This window comes from Rhodopirellula baltica SH 1, assembly GCF_000196115.1.
GTDB classification, from domain to species: domain Bacteria; phylum Planctomycetota; class Planctomycetia; order Pirellulales; family Pirellulaceae; genus Rhodopirellula; species Rhodopirellula baltica.
In genome coordinates, this window is sequence record NC_005027.1 from 2,750,474 (window position 1) to 2,766,986 (window position 16,513).

10 protein-coding genes are annotated in these 16,513 nt (G+C 56.1%); 7 read left to right on the forward strand and 3 right to left on the reverse strand.

Annotated features, from left to right (window positions below):
* Positions 1-246 precede the first annotated feature (246 nt).
* Both RB_RS10725 and RB_RS10730 read left to right on the forward strand, forming a co-directional pair.
* A complete protein-coding gene (locus RB_RS10725; RefSeq protein WP_231846393.1) occupies positions 247-2,778 on the forward strand; it encodes a PSD1 and planctomycete cytochrome C domain-containing protein in 2,532 nt (843 codons plus the stop codon).
* Positions 2,768-4,225, forward strand: coding sequence for a DUF1501 domain-containing protein (locus RB_RS10730; protein ID WP_011120393.1), 1,458 nt, complete (start codon positions 2,768-2,770; stop codon positions 4,223-4,225). Before RB_RS10725 ends, RB_RS10730 begins: the two co-directional genes overlap by 11 nt.
* Positions 4,226-4,389: 164 nt before the next feature.
* Here the strand turns inward: RB_RS10730 and RB_RS10735 are convergent, their stop codons facing one another.
* Together RB_RS10735 and RB_RS10740 are read right to left on the reverse strand one after the other, a co-directional pair.
* On the reverse strand, positions 4,390-5,013 hold the full coding sequence (locus tag RB_RS10735) for a metallophosphoesterase family protein (RefSeq protein WP_011120394.1): 624 nt from the start codon (positions 5,011-5,013) through the stop codon (positions 4,390-4,392).
* Positions 5,010-6,848, reverse strand: a complete 1,839-nt coding sequence (locus RB_RS10740) for a TIGR03960 family B12-binding radical SAM protein (protein WP_037200950.1) — start codon at positions 6,846-6,848, stop codon at positions 5,010-5,012. Before RB_RS10740 ends, RB_RS10735 begins: the two co-directional genes overlap by 4 nt.
* Before the next feature lie 179 nt (positions 6,849-7,027).
* Here RB_RS10740 and nirD point away from each other — a divergent pair, with 179 nt between their 5' ends.
* The 4 genes from nirD (at position 7,028) to tnpA (ending at position 13,820) form a co-directional block, all read left to right on the forward strand.
* Positions 7,028-7,348: a nitrite reductase small subunit NirD gene (nirD, locus tag RB_RS10745; protein ID WP_007327329.1), complete on the forward strand. Its 321-nt coding sequence runs from the start codon at positions 7,028-7,030 to the stop codon at positions 7,346-7,348.
* Between the two features lie 72 nt (positions 7,349-7,420).
* The gene (locus tag RB_RS10750) at positions 7,421-10,327 is read left to right on the forward strand and encodes a PD-(D/E)XK nuclease family protein (RefSeq protein ID WP_011120395.1); all 2,907 of its coding nucleotides are present in this window, start codon (positions 7,421-7,423) and stop codon (positions 10,325-10,327) included.
* On the forward strand, positions 10,324-13,098 hold the full coding sequence (locus RB_RS10755) for a UvrD-helicase domain-containing protein (RefSeq protein WP_011120396.1): 2,775 nt from the start codon (positions 10,324-10,326) through the stop codon (positions 13,096-13,098). Before RB_RS10750 ends, RB_RS10755 begins: the two co-directional genes overlap by 4 nt.
* 275 nt (positions 13,099-13,373) lie before the next feature.
* Entirely contained in the window at positions 13,374-13,820 is a 447-nt protein-coding gene (tnpA, locus tag RB_RS10760) for an IS200/IS605 family transposase (RefSeq protein WP_011120397.1), read from the forward strand.
* A 120-nt stretch (positions 13,821-13,940) separates the two neighbouring features.
* Here the strand turns inward: tnpA and RB_RS10765 are convergent, their stop codons facing one another.
* Complete coding sequence (locus RB_RS10765; protein WP_011119835.1) at positions 13,941-15,314, reverse strand: IS4-like element ISRba1 family transposase; 1,374 nt, start codon at positions 15,312-15,314, stop codon at positions 13,941-13,943.
* A 422-nt stretch (positions 15,315-15,736) separates the two neighbouring features.
* On the opposite strand from RB_RS10765, the gene RB_RS10770 reads away from it, so the two are divergent.
* On the forward strand, positions 15,737-16,381 hold the full coding sequence (locus tag RB_RS10770) for a hypothetical protein (RefSeq protein WP_231846394.1): 645 nt from the start codon (positions 15,737-15,739) through the stop codon (positions 16,379-16,381).
* Positions 16,382-16,513 lie beyond the last annotated feature (132 nt).

Sequence of the window (16,513 nt, forward strand, 5' to 3'; positions counted from 1 at the left end):
TCGACAAGACATGCGTGCGAAATGGCTACGAACCCTTCGTTTCGCCCAGTTCTCCAACTCAAGAAAGAACCTGAAAAGTTGATTCGAACGCCCCATGGGAGGGCCATCAGTCGATAGACTAGGGGAGCGTTGCCGATTTGTTTCCCTCCAGCTTTCGTTAAGGGCTGCGGATCGGCCACGCAGGCATGCGGTTGGCCAGCGTTCCAATGGCAAACGCGAGGCCTCCCGGCCCCGTGTCCAAACGGCATGCTTCCCACCAACCAAGCCATCACCCGGGAAAAGACTCGCCAAGCAATGCCTGCCGAAGGCTTTGTCACCAGCGGTTCTTCCCGATGCGACCACTCGAGGCAAACGCAAGTGATCCCCACCTCTCTCCTGCAGCGGCTTTCACTCCTGTTCGGATGTGCAGGGATCGTTCTGGGAACGGCAGTCGCAAACGCTTCGTCACCTGCGTCTCGCGATCTGTTTGAGATCCATGTTCGTCCGACGCTGATCAAGCATTGCATTCAGTGCCACGGCGAAACCGAGCAAGAGGGCGGATTAAAACTGACATCGCTGGACGCTTTGCTGGCGGGTGGTGACTCCGGCCCAGCAATCGTTCCCGGCAACGCAGACGACAGCTTGATCCTGGAAGCATTGCGATTCGAGTCGTTTGAAATGCCTCCCGCCGGTCAATTGGACGATCCGGTCGTCAATGGCTTTGCCAGTTGGATCAAAGCTGGTGCGCCGTGGCCGGAAGATCTCATTCTCACCCCGATGCCGATCATCACCGAGGATGACCGGGATTGGTGGTGTTACCAACCGATCGCGGATCCGGTGGTCCCCGACGTCGATGACGACAGTTGGTGCCGCAATGAGATCGATCGATTTGTTCTTGATCGCTTGAAGCAAGAAAACTTGCGTCCTGCGGACGAAGCGACCGCTTCGCAACTGACCCGGCGTTTGCATTTCGCGCTAACCGGATTACCACCAACTTGTCCGCCTCCAAGCAACCAACAAAATGCCGACTCGTCGGCCGATGATTGGTACGAGGCACAACTGAACGAATTGCTGAGCAGTCCCGCCTATGGCGAACATCAGGCTCGCTATTGGCTGGATCTGGTTCGCTACGCTGACTCCGATGGTTACAACGCAGACCATGCCCGGCCCCATGCTCACCTCTATCGCGACTATGTCATCCGGTCGTTCAACGAAGACAAACCCTACGATCGCTTTGTATGCGAGCAGCTTGCAGGTGATGAAATCGATCCGGGCAATCGCGATGCATTGATCGGAACGATGTATCTGCGGCATTGGATTTACGAATGGAACCAGCGTGACGTGGAAGGCCAATGGCAAGAAATCATCAGTGACATCACAGAGACCACCGCCGATGTTTTCTTAGCGCAAGGCCTGAAGTGTGCTCGATGCCATGACCACAAATTTGATCCACTGCTGCAACGCGATTTCTTTGCTCTCAAAGCCTTCTTCACTCCCTTGTTGCCTCGCGAAGATTTCCCCGTCGCTGACGTGGCAACTCGGGAAGAGTACATCCAACAACTTGAGAAGTGGGAAGCGGCGACCGAATCCATCCGCCGTAGGTTGCATGAGATTGAAACACCCGCGTTGCTCGCTCATGCAACTCGTGAGGGCGTGGACAAGTTCACCGACGAAATTCAATCGATGATCGCAAGCAGACCCTGCGACCGAACTGAATATGAACATCAAATCGCTTCGCTAGCCTCCAACCAATTCGATCTTCATCCCGACAAGTTGCCTGAGTACCTCGATGGCGAAACGGAAACCGAACGCCAACATCTTCGTGAGCAATTGGCTCAGTACGATTATCTGAAACCCAAACCACTTCCGACATTGGCTTTCGTTGCTGGTGATGTTGGACCTCATTCGCCGCCGACGCTGATTCCTGACCAAGACACCTCGCCGATCGATCCGGGATACCCAACGATCTTGGATCCGGAACCCGCCGACATCCTGCCGATCCCGGCTGTTTTGCAATCCACCGGTCGTCGATCAACGCTGGCAAAGTGGATCACCGATTCCAACAACCCGCTGACGGCCCGCGTGATCGTTAATCGCGTTTGGCAGCAACACTTTGGCCGCGGGCTCGCTGAAACGGCCAGCGACTTCGGTCGACTCGGCACCCCACCGTCGCATCCCGAACTACTAGATTGGTTGGCGACGCGGTTCATCGAGGATGGATGGAGCCTCAAAAAGCTGCATCGTCGAATCCTCATGTCGGCCACCTACCGGCAATCATCCTCACGTCCAATGGACGACCAGATCGCAGAGATCGATCCGCAGAACGTTTGGCTGTGGCGAATGAATCCCCGTCGTTTGTCGGGCGAAGAAATCCATGATGCGATGTTGGTGGCCAGCCAAGAAATGGCAACTGACAAACGTGCCATCTACAAGAACGTCAAACGCAACAAACTTGATCCATTGCTCGCCGCGTTCGATTTCCCCGACCGAGTCCGAAGCCAGGGCAAACGCCATCGGACGACGACGTCTCCGCAGGCTCTGCTGTTGATGAACAACAGTTGGATGCACGATCGTGCTAAACGATTGGCCAAAGAATTCGCGGAGGACTCGGTCGACGAATTGGTCGATCAAATACACCCTCGTTTGTTCCATCGATCTGCCAGTGAGTGGGATCGTGAGCGTGCCGCCGGATTCATCGCAGCCTACCCTTCCGAATCCGATGATGCGAACGATCAAGAAGCAAAAACCGCACTCCTCCATGCCTACCTTTGTTCCAGCGAGATGATTTATGTCGATTGAAACATCCGCCTCTTCCAACGGATTCTCACCACGAATTTCGTCGCGAAGAGAAATGCTGCTGCAATGCGGTGGTGGCTTCGGGTCGCTGGCATTGGCGGGATTGCTACAAGACACCGCGTCGGCCGGGCCCTCTACGGAAGCCCCCTCGCCGCTGGCATCTAAATTGGTCCATCATCCGGCCAAAGCCAAAAGCGTGATCTTCTTATTCATGGATGGCGGCCCCAGCCATCTGGACACGTTCGATCCAAAACCTGAGCTGGAACGGTTGGCGGGCAAACCGATCCCTGAAAGTTTTGGCCGCGTGCTGACGGCCATGGGTGAATTTGATTCTCCAATCCTTCCCACCCAACGAAAATGGGCTCAACACGGCGAAGGTGGCCTGTGGATCTCGGATTGGTTGCCACACACCGCGAAGATGGCGGACGAGTTGGCTGTCATTCGCTCATGCTGGACCAACGGCATCAACCATTCAGGCGGTATCTGCCAAATGAACACGGGCAGCCAGTTCGCTGGGCGTCCTTCGTTGGGTAGTTGGGTCACTTATGGAATGGGGACCGAAAATGAAAACCTGCCCGCTTTTGTGGTCATGCAAGAAGGCAAGGGGCGGGTGATCAACGGTGCTCGCAATTGGGGTGCCGGCTTCATGCCTGCGATTTATCAGGGCACCACGATGCAGCGTACCGGATCGCCATTTACAAACTTGGACCGCCCCGAGCACGTTGCTGGCCCCCAACAACGCGCTGCGCTCGATTTCTTGGCCGACCTGAATCAAGCACATGCCGCCGAACGATCCGACAACAGCGAATTGGAAGCCCGTATCCGTAGCTTCGAACTCGCATATCAAATGCAGTCTCATGCTCCGGATGCGGTGGATCTGTCACAGGAAACCGAGCAAACCAAATCGATGTACGGGCTCGATCAAAAGGAAACTGCCGACTACGGACGACAGCTGCTAATGGCTCGGCGTTTAGTCGAACGCGGCGTCCGGTTCGTGCAGTGCTATCACGGCGCGGGAAGCAAGTGGGACGCGCATGCCAAAATCGAATCCAACCACACACGAATGTGCCGCGGAATGGACTTGCCCGTCGCAGGATTGATCCAAGACCTGAAGCAACGCGGTTTGCTCGATCAAACACTGATCGTGTGGGGTGGTGAGTTTGGACGGACACCGATGAGCGAGAAGGGTGACGGCCGCGACCACAATCCAACCGGTTTTTCAATGTGGATGGCGGGCGGTGGCGTGCAAGGTGGCCAGGCCTATGGCACGACCGACGATCTCGGCTTGCACGCCGTGGAAGATCGCTTGCATGTGCACGACATCCATTCCACGATCTTGCACTTGATGGGCATCGATCATCGGAAGCTGATTTACTTGCACAAAGGCCGACCCGAACGGATCGATCAAAACGAGGGCCGGGCTTACACAAAAATTGTGAAAGATACTTAAAGATCTTTCGCGGTTCGGGGAAAGATGGTGCGGTGCCCCACGACTGTTCCGTCGTGGCAACGTTTCACCGCTTGGCGGCGTCCTCACCCAATCAAATTCCAACGCATTCGCGTCGCGTTTCTCGAAAACACGAACCCTTCACGCAAACGTTTGAGACAAACGTTCTACTCTGGGACGTCCACCAAAACGCCGCGCGGCCCCGCGTTCAAAATCGGTGTCGCACCCAGCGTCACTTGGCGTTCCCAATCGCTATGGATGTGCCCGCAAACGGCGAAACGAGGCTTCTTCGCTAGGATTGCATCGCGAATGCTCTGACTGCCGCGAATTTTGCCGGCGCTGTCGTGATCGACGGTGTCCAGCGCCGGTGAATGCGTGATCAAGATCGCTCCTTCGGGACACCCCGCCAGCATCTCGGTGGCTTGGTCTTCATCAAAGTCGTAGCTCCATGCACCAAACGGCGTCACCGGGATTCCGCCGCCCACGCCCCAAACAGGAATGGTGCTGTTGTGCAGCTCGATCTCGCATCCTTCCCCGTGCAACACAATCGCAGATTGCCAATTCGCGGTCGCCTCACGTAATTCGTCCGCCGTCTCGCCGTTGCCAGGAACCAACACCGTAGGCCGCGTGATTGATTGCAGAATATCCAACGTGTCAGCCAAACCTTCGTGCCGGTTGGCAAAGTCACCAGCACCGAGAACCAAGTCCGCTTGATCGGCAAGTTCCACCAATCGCTTGGCGGCCTCTTGGTCGCGATGCAGGTCACTGAAGCAAAGAATTCGAATGGTCATGTCGCGTTCGCCATGTCGGTCAATTGGATGGTCGCTCGAGTCTGTTCTTTCTCGAGATACGTGCGTCCAAACTTCACGTTGACGTGATCCCAAGGGAGTTTGTCCATCATCTCGTACTTCTGGTGCACCTGTTGATCGACATCGATCCCAGCGTCCTCGATCGCTTGCCACCAACGCTCTGAATCGAGGTGCTCAGTCCAACCATCCATGCGGGCCCCGCGTTCCCATGCCAGGCGGATTGCTTTCCCGGTCCGTCGGTCACCGCGGCTTATCACGCCTTCCAGCAAACTCGTTTCGATGTCGTGACACTTGATGTTCACGCTGCGGATTTTTCGACGCTTCCAGAGGTAGTCGTGCGCCCAGCGGAAATATTCGCGTGACTGCATCCCGTTCCATTGATACGGCGTGTGCGACTTGGGGACGAAGTTCGAAACGCTGGCCGTGACTCGTGCGTACCGGCCGTTGACTTCTTTCCCAACCGTCGAAATCGTTTCTGCCAAGTCAACGATGCCGTCCAAATCGACAGGTCGTTCTCCAGGCAATCCACACATGAAGTACAGCTTCACGCTTTCGAATCCATTTTGAAACGCTGCTCGGCAACCCTCAATCAAATCGCTGTTCTTGATCTTCTTGCGGATCTGTTGCCGCATGTCATCACGAGCGACTTCGGGGGCCAACGTCAGTGATTTCCGCCGAGTGCTTCCGAGCAACTCCGGTAGCGTTCGCAGTTGGTCGTTGACTCGCAAACTCGGCACACTGATGTTCACATCCAGCGGCACGAAGACTTCATGCAATCGCTTCACCAACTCAGCAAAGTGCGGGTAGTCACTGCTGGAGAGCGACAGGATGCTGATCTCGTTGAAGCCCGTGCTTCGATAGCTCTCCAGGGCCGCGTCAACAATCGTGTCAACTTCGCGAATTCGCAGCGGGCGTTTGATAACCGTGCTCTGACAGAACCGGCACAGGTGCGGGCAACCTCGCATGATCTCGATCGCGATTCGGTCGTGCACGCAGTTGACGTACGGAACAATGGGATTCGTCGGCAACGGCATGCCATCCAAATCGCTGATGACGCTGGGTGCGATGGTTTCTGGCACGTCATCACGAGTTCGAACGATCGATCCGATGCGATTGTTGTCGGAGTATTGAGGCTCGTAAAATCGTGGCACATAAGCGAATGGCAATTGCTGAGCCACGCGAGCCAAAGCGTCTTCGCGTTGCTGGCGTCCTTCTTCGCCAGTCGCATAGCTTCCATCGGGCAACCGAACCTCTTCGCGGAGGCTCAGCCACAAATCGCAGATTTCAGGCAGCGCCGGTTCACCATCGCCAGTCACCATGACGTCGAAGACATCGGCCATTGGTTCCGGGTTTTGACAACACGGTCCGCCTGCGACCAACAACGGATCCGCCATCGTCCGATCGACCGCATCGAGCGGCAGACCGCCCAGATCGACCATCGTCAACACGTTGGGCGAGCTGATTTCATACTGCAGCGACAATCCGATGACGTCGAACTCGCTGAGCGGCGTGAACGTTTCCAGCGTGTAAAGCGGCAAGTTGTGCTCGCGCAGCTTGGCTTCCATGTCCGGCCAAGGCATGAAGACTCGCTCAGCACACCAATCGTCTCGCCGATTGATCATCGAATACAGAACTTGCAACCCGTGATGGCTCATCCCGATCGTGTACGCATCAGGAAATCCAACGGCGATTTTCCCGCGTAGTTTCCGATGGTCTTTGACGACGATGTTGCGTTCCCCGCCGACATACTGAGCCGGCGTTTGCACGTGAGGCAAAACGCGAGATTCGAGTTTTCGTCGGAGTTCGTGATGAATCATAAAAAACTGGCACCAAAAATGGATCGAGTGGTCAAGCGACAACCGGACGTCCATTAAAGCGAATCCGGCCGCTCGAGTCATCCTCAGCCTCATTGGGGAATTGGCTGGGGTGAGATAAAACGGTTGATCAGAACGCTGAGCGGCGAGAACGCAGTCCAAATCAAACAGAGAATCAAGCAATGAGCGAATACGAAAGCGTCGGCAAGGTTTCCGATTTCGAAGACAACGTGGGAAAAGCGGTCCCCGTCGACGGCCGAATGGTCGCGGTTTTTCGCAAAGGCGACGAATGGTACGCCATTGACGATCTTTGCCCCCACATGGGTGCGTCGCTGGCCGAAGGTCACGTCGAAGATCACTCGGTGACTTGCCCTTGGCACGCCTGGCGATTCTGCATCAAAGACGGCACTTGGGAAGACAACCCGCGAACCAAAGTCGATTGCTTTGACATCAAAATTGAGAACGACGAGGTTTGGGTGCGAGAAAAGCCTGACGCGGAATAGAACCGCGTTTCCACCGCATTCGACTCTGCGTTCCCCGCTCGCCACCCACCGCGAATCCCCAATTCAAACCGAATGACGCAAACAATCTTTCTGGGATGGAACCAACCACTGCTGGTCTCGAGCCTGCAGTGGCTGAAAGAAACCAACGGGCCGAAAACCAAAGGTGACTGGAATTTGTCGCATTTGGATTTGGTGTTTCCGTCTCGCCGCGCCATCGATCGCATGAGCGAACTTCTGCTCGCGGAAGCCAACGCGGCGAAGCAAACCGTTCGTCTGCCGCGAATGCTGACGGTCGGCGATCTGCCTTCACGCTTGTACGAATCAGACACCGCGGCTCTGGACTTCGAACAGACATTGGCTTGGGCTCGTGTCCTCGCGGCAGCCAACCAAGACGACTTGAGCGTGCTGATCTCCAGTCCACCGGCGCCCGATGCCGCTGACGCTTGGTTGGAACTGGGTGGCACGATGCGGCGGCTTCACAATTCCATCGCCGCCGAAGGTTTGACCTACGCTGACGTGCTGGACATGTGCGACTCGGCCGGTGAACGCCGTCGCTGGCAGTTCTTTGTCGACTTAATGAAGGCTTATTTGGCGGAACTGGCTGCGGCGGGAAAAGCCGATCCCAACGAAGCCCAACTCGAAGCGATCCTCAACAACGCTTGCCGCGCGACCCGGCCGCTGGTGCTGATCGGAACCTCCGACATTTCAAGACTCTTGGTCTCGATGCTCGGCCAAGTCGAATCGTCCAAGCAGTCCGCCTCGATCACCGCATTGGTTGCGGCTCCAGAAAGTCACTCAAAACGATTCGACTCGTTTGGAAACTTGAACGCCGGCCTTTGGCAATCGCACTGCCTGCCATTGCAAGACGACCAACTGATTCCCGCCGGAGACGTCTCGGATCAAACCGCCGCGGTGATGGAAACGCTCGCAGAGTTTGGCCAGAAGTACCGCGTCGATCAAATCACGATCGGCGTGACCGACGAATCGCAAGTCGAACCGATCGAGAACCGCTGCGATTTGCTGGGCGTCGCCACGCATCGACACTTGGGCCACCGCGTCGGACAAACCGCGGTTGGTCGCTTGATGCACCTGATTGTCACCTACCTGCAGCGACGGACTTGGCGATCGCTGGCCGCGCTCGTCCGTCACGCCGATGTGACTCGGTACGTCAGCGAGCGTTGCCCTGGCCATCCCGAATCGGAAAAGTGGCTCAGAGAGCTCGATCAACTTCTCTCGTCTGCGTTTCCCCGGTCAGTCGACGAGCCTCTGCCTGCAGAAGTCCAACAAACCGAAACCGCCGATCAAATCCGCACCGTGTTGGACCAGTGGTTGTCGCCGCTGATCAAAAACACAGAACCACAACCGATTCGGCAATGGAGCGAAACACTTCAAGCCATCTTGCTCGAACTGCACGGCGAAGCCGCTCAAACACTTCTGCCCGTCGATCCCGATTCAATGGACGAGTCTGAAGAGACGGAACCCGACGCTTCGCTTTCCAGAACACAGCAAGCCCTGCGTGCCATCTTCCGACTGCTTCACCGATTCGCCGATCTCAACCCATCGCTCGATGAGCCAGTCGAGGGATCCGTTGCCGTCGAAATGCTCGCGTCACGGATGAGCGAAGTGCGTTGGGTCGACGATCCCTCGCCCACCGAGATTGAATTGCTGGGTTGGCTGGACCTTGCTCTCGATGATTCGCCGGCTCTCGTTGTTTGTGGATTGAATCATCCGTTCGTTCCCGAAGCTCAATCGGGCGACCCGTTCTTGCCGCAATCACTGCGATCGACCCTGCACCAATCCGCCAACGATCGCCGTTACGCTCGTGACGTGCACGCGATGCAGCAATTGCTCACGTCTCGCGAAACGGTTCGCTTCCTGGTCGGTTCGCACAGCGCCGACGGATCTCCGACTCCGCCATCGCGTTTGCTCGCCGCTGCGACTCCCGAAGAAGCCGCCAAGCGGGTTTGTGATTTGCTGACGATTCCACGTCCCAAGATCGTGATCGAACCGGTCCAGCCACCTCCTGCGGTCAGCGTTGATTCGCAAGTCTTCTTCGCTCCTCCACCTCCGGAACCTGGGCGGACAATCGACACGCTCAGCGTCACCGCGTTCTCGGCCTACCTCGCCTGCCCTTACCGGTTTTACCTGCGGCATGTTTTAAGGCTCCGTCCACTGGATGATTCCCCCTTGGAGTTGGCCGCCAACCAATTTGGCGACCTGGTCCACGGAGCACTCGAAGAGTTCGGAAGAGGTGACTACAAGAACGAGACCGATCCCAAACGCATCGAAGAAGCGTTGATCGAAGAGCTTCATCGGTACGCGGCCAAACATTTCGGCGACAACACATCCACGACCGTGAAGCTGCAAGTTCGCCAAGCCCAACGGCGTTTGAAAACGGTCGCCCTTCGACAAGCCGAACGTGCCGCCGCCGGATGGCAAATTCATGCTGTGGAGGACGCCGTCGATGAGAAAAAGATTCACCCGATCACCGGCAAACCCAAGAAGCCAACCGGCATCACTTTGGATGGCCAGTTCACAGGCCTACGCGGACGTTTTGACCGCATTGACTTTCATCCCGAAACCGGGCGTTGGGCGATTCTGGACTACAAGACACACGGTCACAAACCGGAAAAGAAACACCTCAAAAAACTGCCCGACGGATCGACTCAGTGGGTGGATTTGCAGTTGCCACTGTACCGTCGTTTCATTCCCGATCTTGGCATCGATGCGGACCCGGTGGACGTTGAGCTGGGATACTTCAACGTTGCCGAAAAGGACACCGAAACTCAAATTAATCTGGCCGAGTTCACTCCGGCACAATTTGCCGCGGCGGACGAACTGATTCATCACTGCGTTCGCGAAATCCGTGCGTGTCACTTCGAGCCCAATCCCGACGGCGTCGAATTTGACGACTACGAAATGCTGATGAACGAGAGCGTGTTCATTCCCATGGACGACGACACGGAGGCCTTCGAATGAGCAACCCATCTGAACACCCTTTGTTTGACGACAACCCGTTCTTCGACGAGCAAGCCCAGCCTTCGGAAGCCGAAATGCTTCACGACGACAATCAACTTCCCGAGGACGACTCGCTTCCCGACGAACTGGACTTTGTTGTCGAGTCACCGACCACGCTGCGAGAAGCCTTTGAGCCGACGTTGGTGCGGGCTTCGGCCGGCACGGGCAAGACCTATCAACTGACCGCTCGGTTGTTGAAGATTCTGTTGACCGGTGCACCACCGGAAACGATTCTCGCGACCACGTTCACTCGCAAAGCCGCGGGCGAAATTCTCGAACGAGTCTTGATCACTCTTGGTAAAGCCGCGATCGATCCGAGTGAAAACGCGATCACGGAACTGCGACAACAAGTCGGCATCGAAGGCTTGCCGCGTCACGTCTGTGGACAACTCTTCCATCGCTTGCTGCGCAACATCCACCGATTGCGCATTTGCACGCTGGACAGTTTGTTCTCCCAACTTGCCAGAGCACTGCCGTTTGAATTGGATCTGCCGCCTGGTTGGCGTTTGACCGACGAGGTCGAGGAAATCTGGTTGCGACAAGTCGCGATCGGAAACTTAATCGAGTCCCTGCAGCCCGCCGAAACAGAAACGCTGATTTCGATGCTCAGCCGCGGCGATGTCAAGCGCAACATCGCACGTGAATTGATCGATGTGGTCGAGAACACCTACAACTTGGCTCGCCAAGCCGACGTCGAACGATGGGACCAATTGAAAGTTCCCGAACTCCCTGAGTCAGCCGACATCACACGCACATCGGGCATGCTCCGGTCCGCCGAAGTGCCACAAAAGTCACTCGTCAAAGCACTCGAATCCGCGGCCGACAGCCTCGAAATTCGCGACTTCGGACCGCTTGTCGAAGCCACGCTGACCAAGAACATCGCGAAAGCGCGTTTGCATGGTGAAGAAGTCAAATTTGGACGCAGCAAGTTCCCACCGGGCTTGGATCCTGAATTCGATCTGATCTACGAAGTCGCCCGGCATGAGTCCCTGTCGTTGCTGCGGGCTCAGAACCAAGCCACCAGCACCCTGGTCGACCACTACGACACGTTGATCCAATTGGTCAAGCAAGCCCAACGGGCACTCGCGTTTGATGACATCGCGGTTCGCTTGGCCGGCGTGTTCACGCAGCTAGACAATCACACTTTGCAAGACCGACTCGACGCCTCGATCGATCACTTGCTGCTCGATGAATTCCAGGACACATCGCCGGTGCAGTGGCAAGTCCTTCGTTTGCTGGCGCAATCGGTGACCGGCGAATCAACGGATTCGTCGTCCAATGTTCTGGATCCCAAACGATCTAAATCGTTCTTCTGCGTGGGTGATACCAAACAAGCCATCTACGGTTGGCGTGGCGGTGTGGCAGAGATCTTTGATGCCGTCGACAAGCAGATTCCGGGCATCATTTCGAAGCAGCAAGACGAGAGCTATCGCAGCAGCAGCGTCGTGCTCGACGCGGTCACCGATGCGTTTCAACATTTGCCTCGTCACCCGATGGCGGAGGGATCGGATCCGCCCAACCCCGCCGACAAGGCGACCTATGAAGCCAAGGCACTCAAGCGGTTCGCGAAACGTTTTCCCAAGCACACCGCGGCCAGAAAGCTGCCCGGCTTCGTTCAGTTTCGGACCGCGGAATTGAATTTGAAACCGCCTGCGGACTCCGACGAAAAAACAAAGAGCAAACCATCCGCCGCTGACATTCAGAAAGGCTTGCTGGACGACGTCGCGAAACAAATTGCCGAGTTGCACCACCAATCGCCACACCTGACGATTGGCGTGCTGACTCGCACAAACAGCACCGTCGGTGCGTTGATCAATCGATTGGAACACCTCGATGTCGACGTCAGTGCCGAAGGCGGCAACCCGCTTGTCGATTCCGTCGCGGTGCGTTGGATTTTGTCTGCATTGATGATGTGCGAACATCCCGGCGACGGTCGCTGGCGATTGCATATCGCCAACAGCCCGCTCAAGTTTGTCTTGCCGCTGTCCGACAGCGATGGCAAAGGCGAAGCGGCCGATCAGCTTCGAGCACGGATCGAGGACCAGGGTCTCGCCCAAACAATTCTGTTTCTTGCGAAAGCGTTGATGCCTCACTGTGACAGTCGCGAGAATGTGCGTTTGGAACAATTGATCGAACTAACAACGCTCTACCAACACACCGCCGACAGCCGCCTGCGAGACTTCGTCGAATTGGTGCACGAAAAACGAGTCCAGCGTCCGCGTGCCGCCGTGGTACGCGTGATGACCGTTCACCAATCCAAAGGGTTGGAATTCGACGCCGTTTTCTTGCCCGAGATCCACAAGGCGTTGTTGGGGCCATCACCGCAATGCTTGGCCGACATCCCAGAGATTGGCCAACCCGCACGCGGGCTCAGTCGTTCGGTCGGCGAAGCCCAATGGCACTTTCTTCCCAAACGTTGGCAAGCCGTGTTTGGCGGTTCCGTTGCCGCCCGGTTGACCGAAGCGATGTGCTTGCTCTACGTCGCGATGACACGTGCTCGGCAAGGTTTGTACTTGGTGATCCCGCCCGCTGGCAAAAAGGACTTCAACAACAAAACCGCCGCCTCGCTGCTGTACCACGCTTGGAAGTGCGAAGCCGACCCAACCGCCGAAGGCGAGGTGTTGTTCGAGAGCGGCGATGCCGATTGGTTTGGCGATTCGAAGGTTGAATCAGTGGATGAAACCAAAAGCGAAAAGGAAGACGTGCCGACTCGACGATTGTCGTTCGTATGATCGAAGACAATCGCGTCATCGGAAGATGAAATTCAAACCTCTCGAATGGGATTGTTGCATCACACGAGTCAACGCCGGCCCCATCCTGGGCGATGTTTGTGTTGATCGCCATCGTTCTCGGGGCTTCAGGCTCGAGCTACTGACGTGGACTCCACCGGAGCCATTACGAGGGGTGGACTCCTCCCGCCCCATGCACACAAATTCGCCCCGGACGGGGCCGGCGTCTTGCTACACTTGAATGTTCTCTTCAGCACATTCATCCGAGGTGACTTCGCATGGCGTACACCAATTTGCGTGTCCATTTGATCTGGAGCACCAAGGATCGAAAACAATGGTTCTTCGACGAGTTCCAGGAAGAACTCTCCGCCTACATCGGTGGCGTTCTTCGCAAACGCAAACATTCCCTCTTGGCCGCCGGCGGAGTCGAAGACCACATCCATCTGTTGGTCAGCATTCATCCGGCGCAATCGATTTCCGATTGTGTGCGAGATATCAAATCCAACTCAAGTGTTTGGGTGCACGAACATCTCACGAACTTGAAATCTTTTCAGTGGCAGACGAAATACGGAGCCTTCTCTGTGAGCGAATCCTCCGTTGACTCCGTCAAGGCCTACGTTGCCAACCAAAAGGAACATCACAAGAAGTTGACCTTTAAGGAAGAGTTCATGGCGATACTACGCAAACATGGCATCCAGTTCGATCCACGTTACGTGTTTGAATGAACCGACATGCCTCACCCATCCAAAGTCGGCCACATCCCACGCCGGCCCCGTCCTTGGCGATTTTGCGGATGGCTCCGGAGGAGTCCGCGTCAGTAGCTCGGGGTGTCAGCCGAATGGCACTTACTTTAGATCCGAGTCTCTCATTTTAGACGGTGGTTTCGTGCGTTTTTCAAACTGCATGTTTTTGGGGCGTTTCCGGTAGGCCTCGCGGCGATAACTACGTTTGCTGCGAATCGGTAGCTTGTCCTTGCGGGCGATCGACAATGCTGTTTGGTAGGCCATTCTCCAACGCTCAGGCTCCGTGTGCATGTGCCGCAGGAGGAAGGTTTGAAACGTGGTCCACGTTCGTTTGAAGCTCATTCGACGCGGCGGAACTTTCTCGAAGGCCGCCGCTTCGATCCGAAGCTGGCTGGTCAGGTTGTAAGCCACCACCGACGTATAGAGTTCTTTCATGAATGTGTCGACGCTTTTGGCGCGAATGTTCTCGGCGTCCATGACCACCTTGAAGTTGCGAATGTCAATTTCTACGTCGTAGCGTCGCTCAAATAGCGAGGCAGACGCGAAAGCATCTTGCGCAAGCGTACTGACCAGATAAAGTGTCAGCGTGTCGGTCGCCTGGACTTCATGCAAATAGACATCCAACTGGCAGTCGGACGGGAGATCTGGCTGCGTCTGGCGATTCTTCTTCGTGGGTTTCCAGGTGTGCCGATAAGTTTTGTGGTGCTCGGATTGTTCGATCAATTCGGCATCCTTCTGCAGCGACTGAAAGTTCACCTTCTTCATTCGCAGCAGGATGTCGTGACCTGCGTCGATTGCCCCATGTGCGATTCCAAAGATCCCAAATCCTGCATCGGACATGATGATCGAATTCTCCGGAAGCTGCTCAAACCCCTGCCGAGCAAGTTGCGTTTCGGAGATCGCCTCAGGACCGTACATCGGTCCCACTTGTGGAAGCATCGCTGCACCGCTGGCGAGTTCGTGAAAGACCGTCAACAGCACACAAGGCCACACGCCTTCACCGAGCTGATTGCTTGCCGGTGGAAACGCTTGCTGGAGTTCTTTTTCCGGGGCCAGTGCCAACGTGGTTCCATCGATCAAGAACACGCGTTGTTCGTCCACCGCCGGCTCGGTGGCAGAAAGGATCCCCGAGCTCACTTCCTCGGCAAACCAACGAACGACTTCTAACGGTAAGCGAGATCTAGCACGACTGTAGCCACCCGTTGCGACCGAGAGCGTGTTGTCTTCCAGGCGTTTGTTTTCGGGAAGATAAGTCGGTCGCGTATCGAGTAAATGCTTGACTGCGTTTTCAAGCGAGGCATCCGGCTTGAGTCGCTGGTAAACGAGCATCCACAGGACAACACATGCCGTATAGACGGTATGAGCTTGTTGCTCGAAGAGCTTGTTGGCATCTTCAAAGTTGACTAGCTGCTGCAACAACTCAAAAGAGCGGTCGAACTGGAGGTCAGCTTCGTGATTTGGACCGGTATAGTTCATGCCAAAATGGCTCCTTATTGGGAAAAGAAGCCTCTATGCGCAAACCATGTGCCTAAAGTGCAGTTCGTCAAGAATTTAGCGCAAAGTAAGTGCCATTCGGTGTCAGCCCCGAGGACCGGGAACCAGATCAAAAACAAAAACGCCCCGGATGGGGCCGGCGTGAATCGACCACCTCGATCGTCGCTACATCATGCGTGACGCGACGTCTTCGAATGCGTCTGTGCGGCAGGTCGCCGCATTGGATTCTTAGCGTTGGTGATTGCCCCAACGGCAGGGCTTGTTTACCATTCTCAGCGTGAGGAGCGAGCCAGATTTGGCACGCAGTCAGGCATTGACCCGTTTTGTTTTTCTTTCGACAGTTCCGATCTTCCCTGTTACGACGCGGCGTTTGCTTGACGCTGTTGTTGGTGCTGGGTTGTGGCATGGTCGGACTGCCCCTCACCGCTCCTCGACCCGAAAAAGAGGGCCGATTCCCCTGCGAATCTTGCCCATGCGGTTGCTCCTCGGCCGATTATTGCTGGGACAAATGCTGCTGTCACAGTGACTTAGAGAAACTGCAATGGGCAGCCGACAACAACGTCACGCCTCCCGCTTTCCTGGTCGCTCGCGTTGACTTGACACTCCGCGAAATTGCCGAGGACCAATCGCAAGACACACCGTCAACCTGCGTTGCTGGTGCCTGCTGCGGTCCCAATTCACCTGGCCCGCCACCTGGCTTCGCTTCGATGATGCGTCAGCGTTCCTCGTCATCCAATCGCACGAACCGCCAATCGACGGATGCCTCCACCTGCTCATTGGCAAAAACCAAATCGGCTTCGTGCTGTGGCGATTCAAGTTGCGACAAATCTGCCACCTCATCCGATCCCAAATCAATTCGTTTGGTTCGGCTGCAAGACGCTGCGAAATGTCACGGCATTGAGATGGTCTGGAGCCTGTTCTCCAGCATCGTCGTTGACTTTCAAGCATTCGAGCTGAACCTTTCTCCTCCGCCACTGCTGTTCCGCTTGCGTCTGTATGACGAACAAGCGTCGGTGGTGAGCCTCTGCCCTGAGCCGCCGGTTCCTTAACCAGCGATCTGGTGCGTGCCCAATCGTTCCGCCGAACGTTTGGACGCGTGTGATTCACGATCGCATTGCAATCCGGCTTGTTGCTGCGCCCAAGGTGCCGTCGCTTCAAAAGCGATTGGACCAGCGCAGAAA

Coding starts and splice junctions, on each gene's coding strand:
- RB_RS10765 (WP_011119835.1), bottom strand. CDS start 15,314: ATGAACTATACCGGTCCAAATCACGAAGCTGACCTCCAGTTCGACCGC.
- RB_RS10770 (WP_231846394.1), top strand. CDS start 15,737: ATGGTCGGACTGCCCCTCACCGCTCCTCGACCCGAAAAAGAGGGCCGA.
- RB_RS10725 (WP_231846393.1), top strand. CDS start 247: ATGCTTCCCACCAACCAAGCCATCACCCGGGAAAAGACTCGCCAAGCA.
- tnpA (WP_011120397.1), top strand. CDS start 13,374: ATGGCGTACACCAATTTGCGTGTCCATTTGATCTGGAGCACCAAGGAT.
- RB_RS10740 (WP_037200950.1), bottom strand. CDS start 6,848: ATGATTCATCACGAACTCCGACGAAAACTCGAATCTCGCGTTTTGCCT.
- RB_RS10755 (WP_011120396.1), top strand. CDS start 10,324: ATGAGCAACCCATCTGAACACCCTTTGTTTGACGACAACCCGTTCTTC.
- RB_RS10735 (WP_011120394.1), bottom strand. CDS start 5,013: ATGACCATTCGAATTCTTTGCTTCAGTGACCTGCATCGCGACCAAGAG.
- RB_RS10730 (WP_011120393.1), top strand. CDS start 2,768: ATGTCGATTGAAACATCCGCCTCTTCCAACGGATTCTCACCACGAATT.
- RB_RS10750 (WP_011120395.1), top strand. CDS start 7,421: ATGACGCAAACAATCTTTCTGGGATGGAACCAACCACTGCTGGTCTCG.
- nirD (WP_007327329.1), top strand. CDS start 7,028: ATGAGCGAATACGAAAGCGTCGGCAAGGTTTCCGATTTCGAAGACAAC.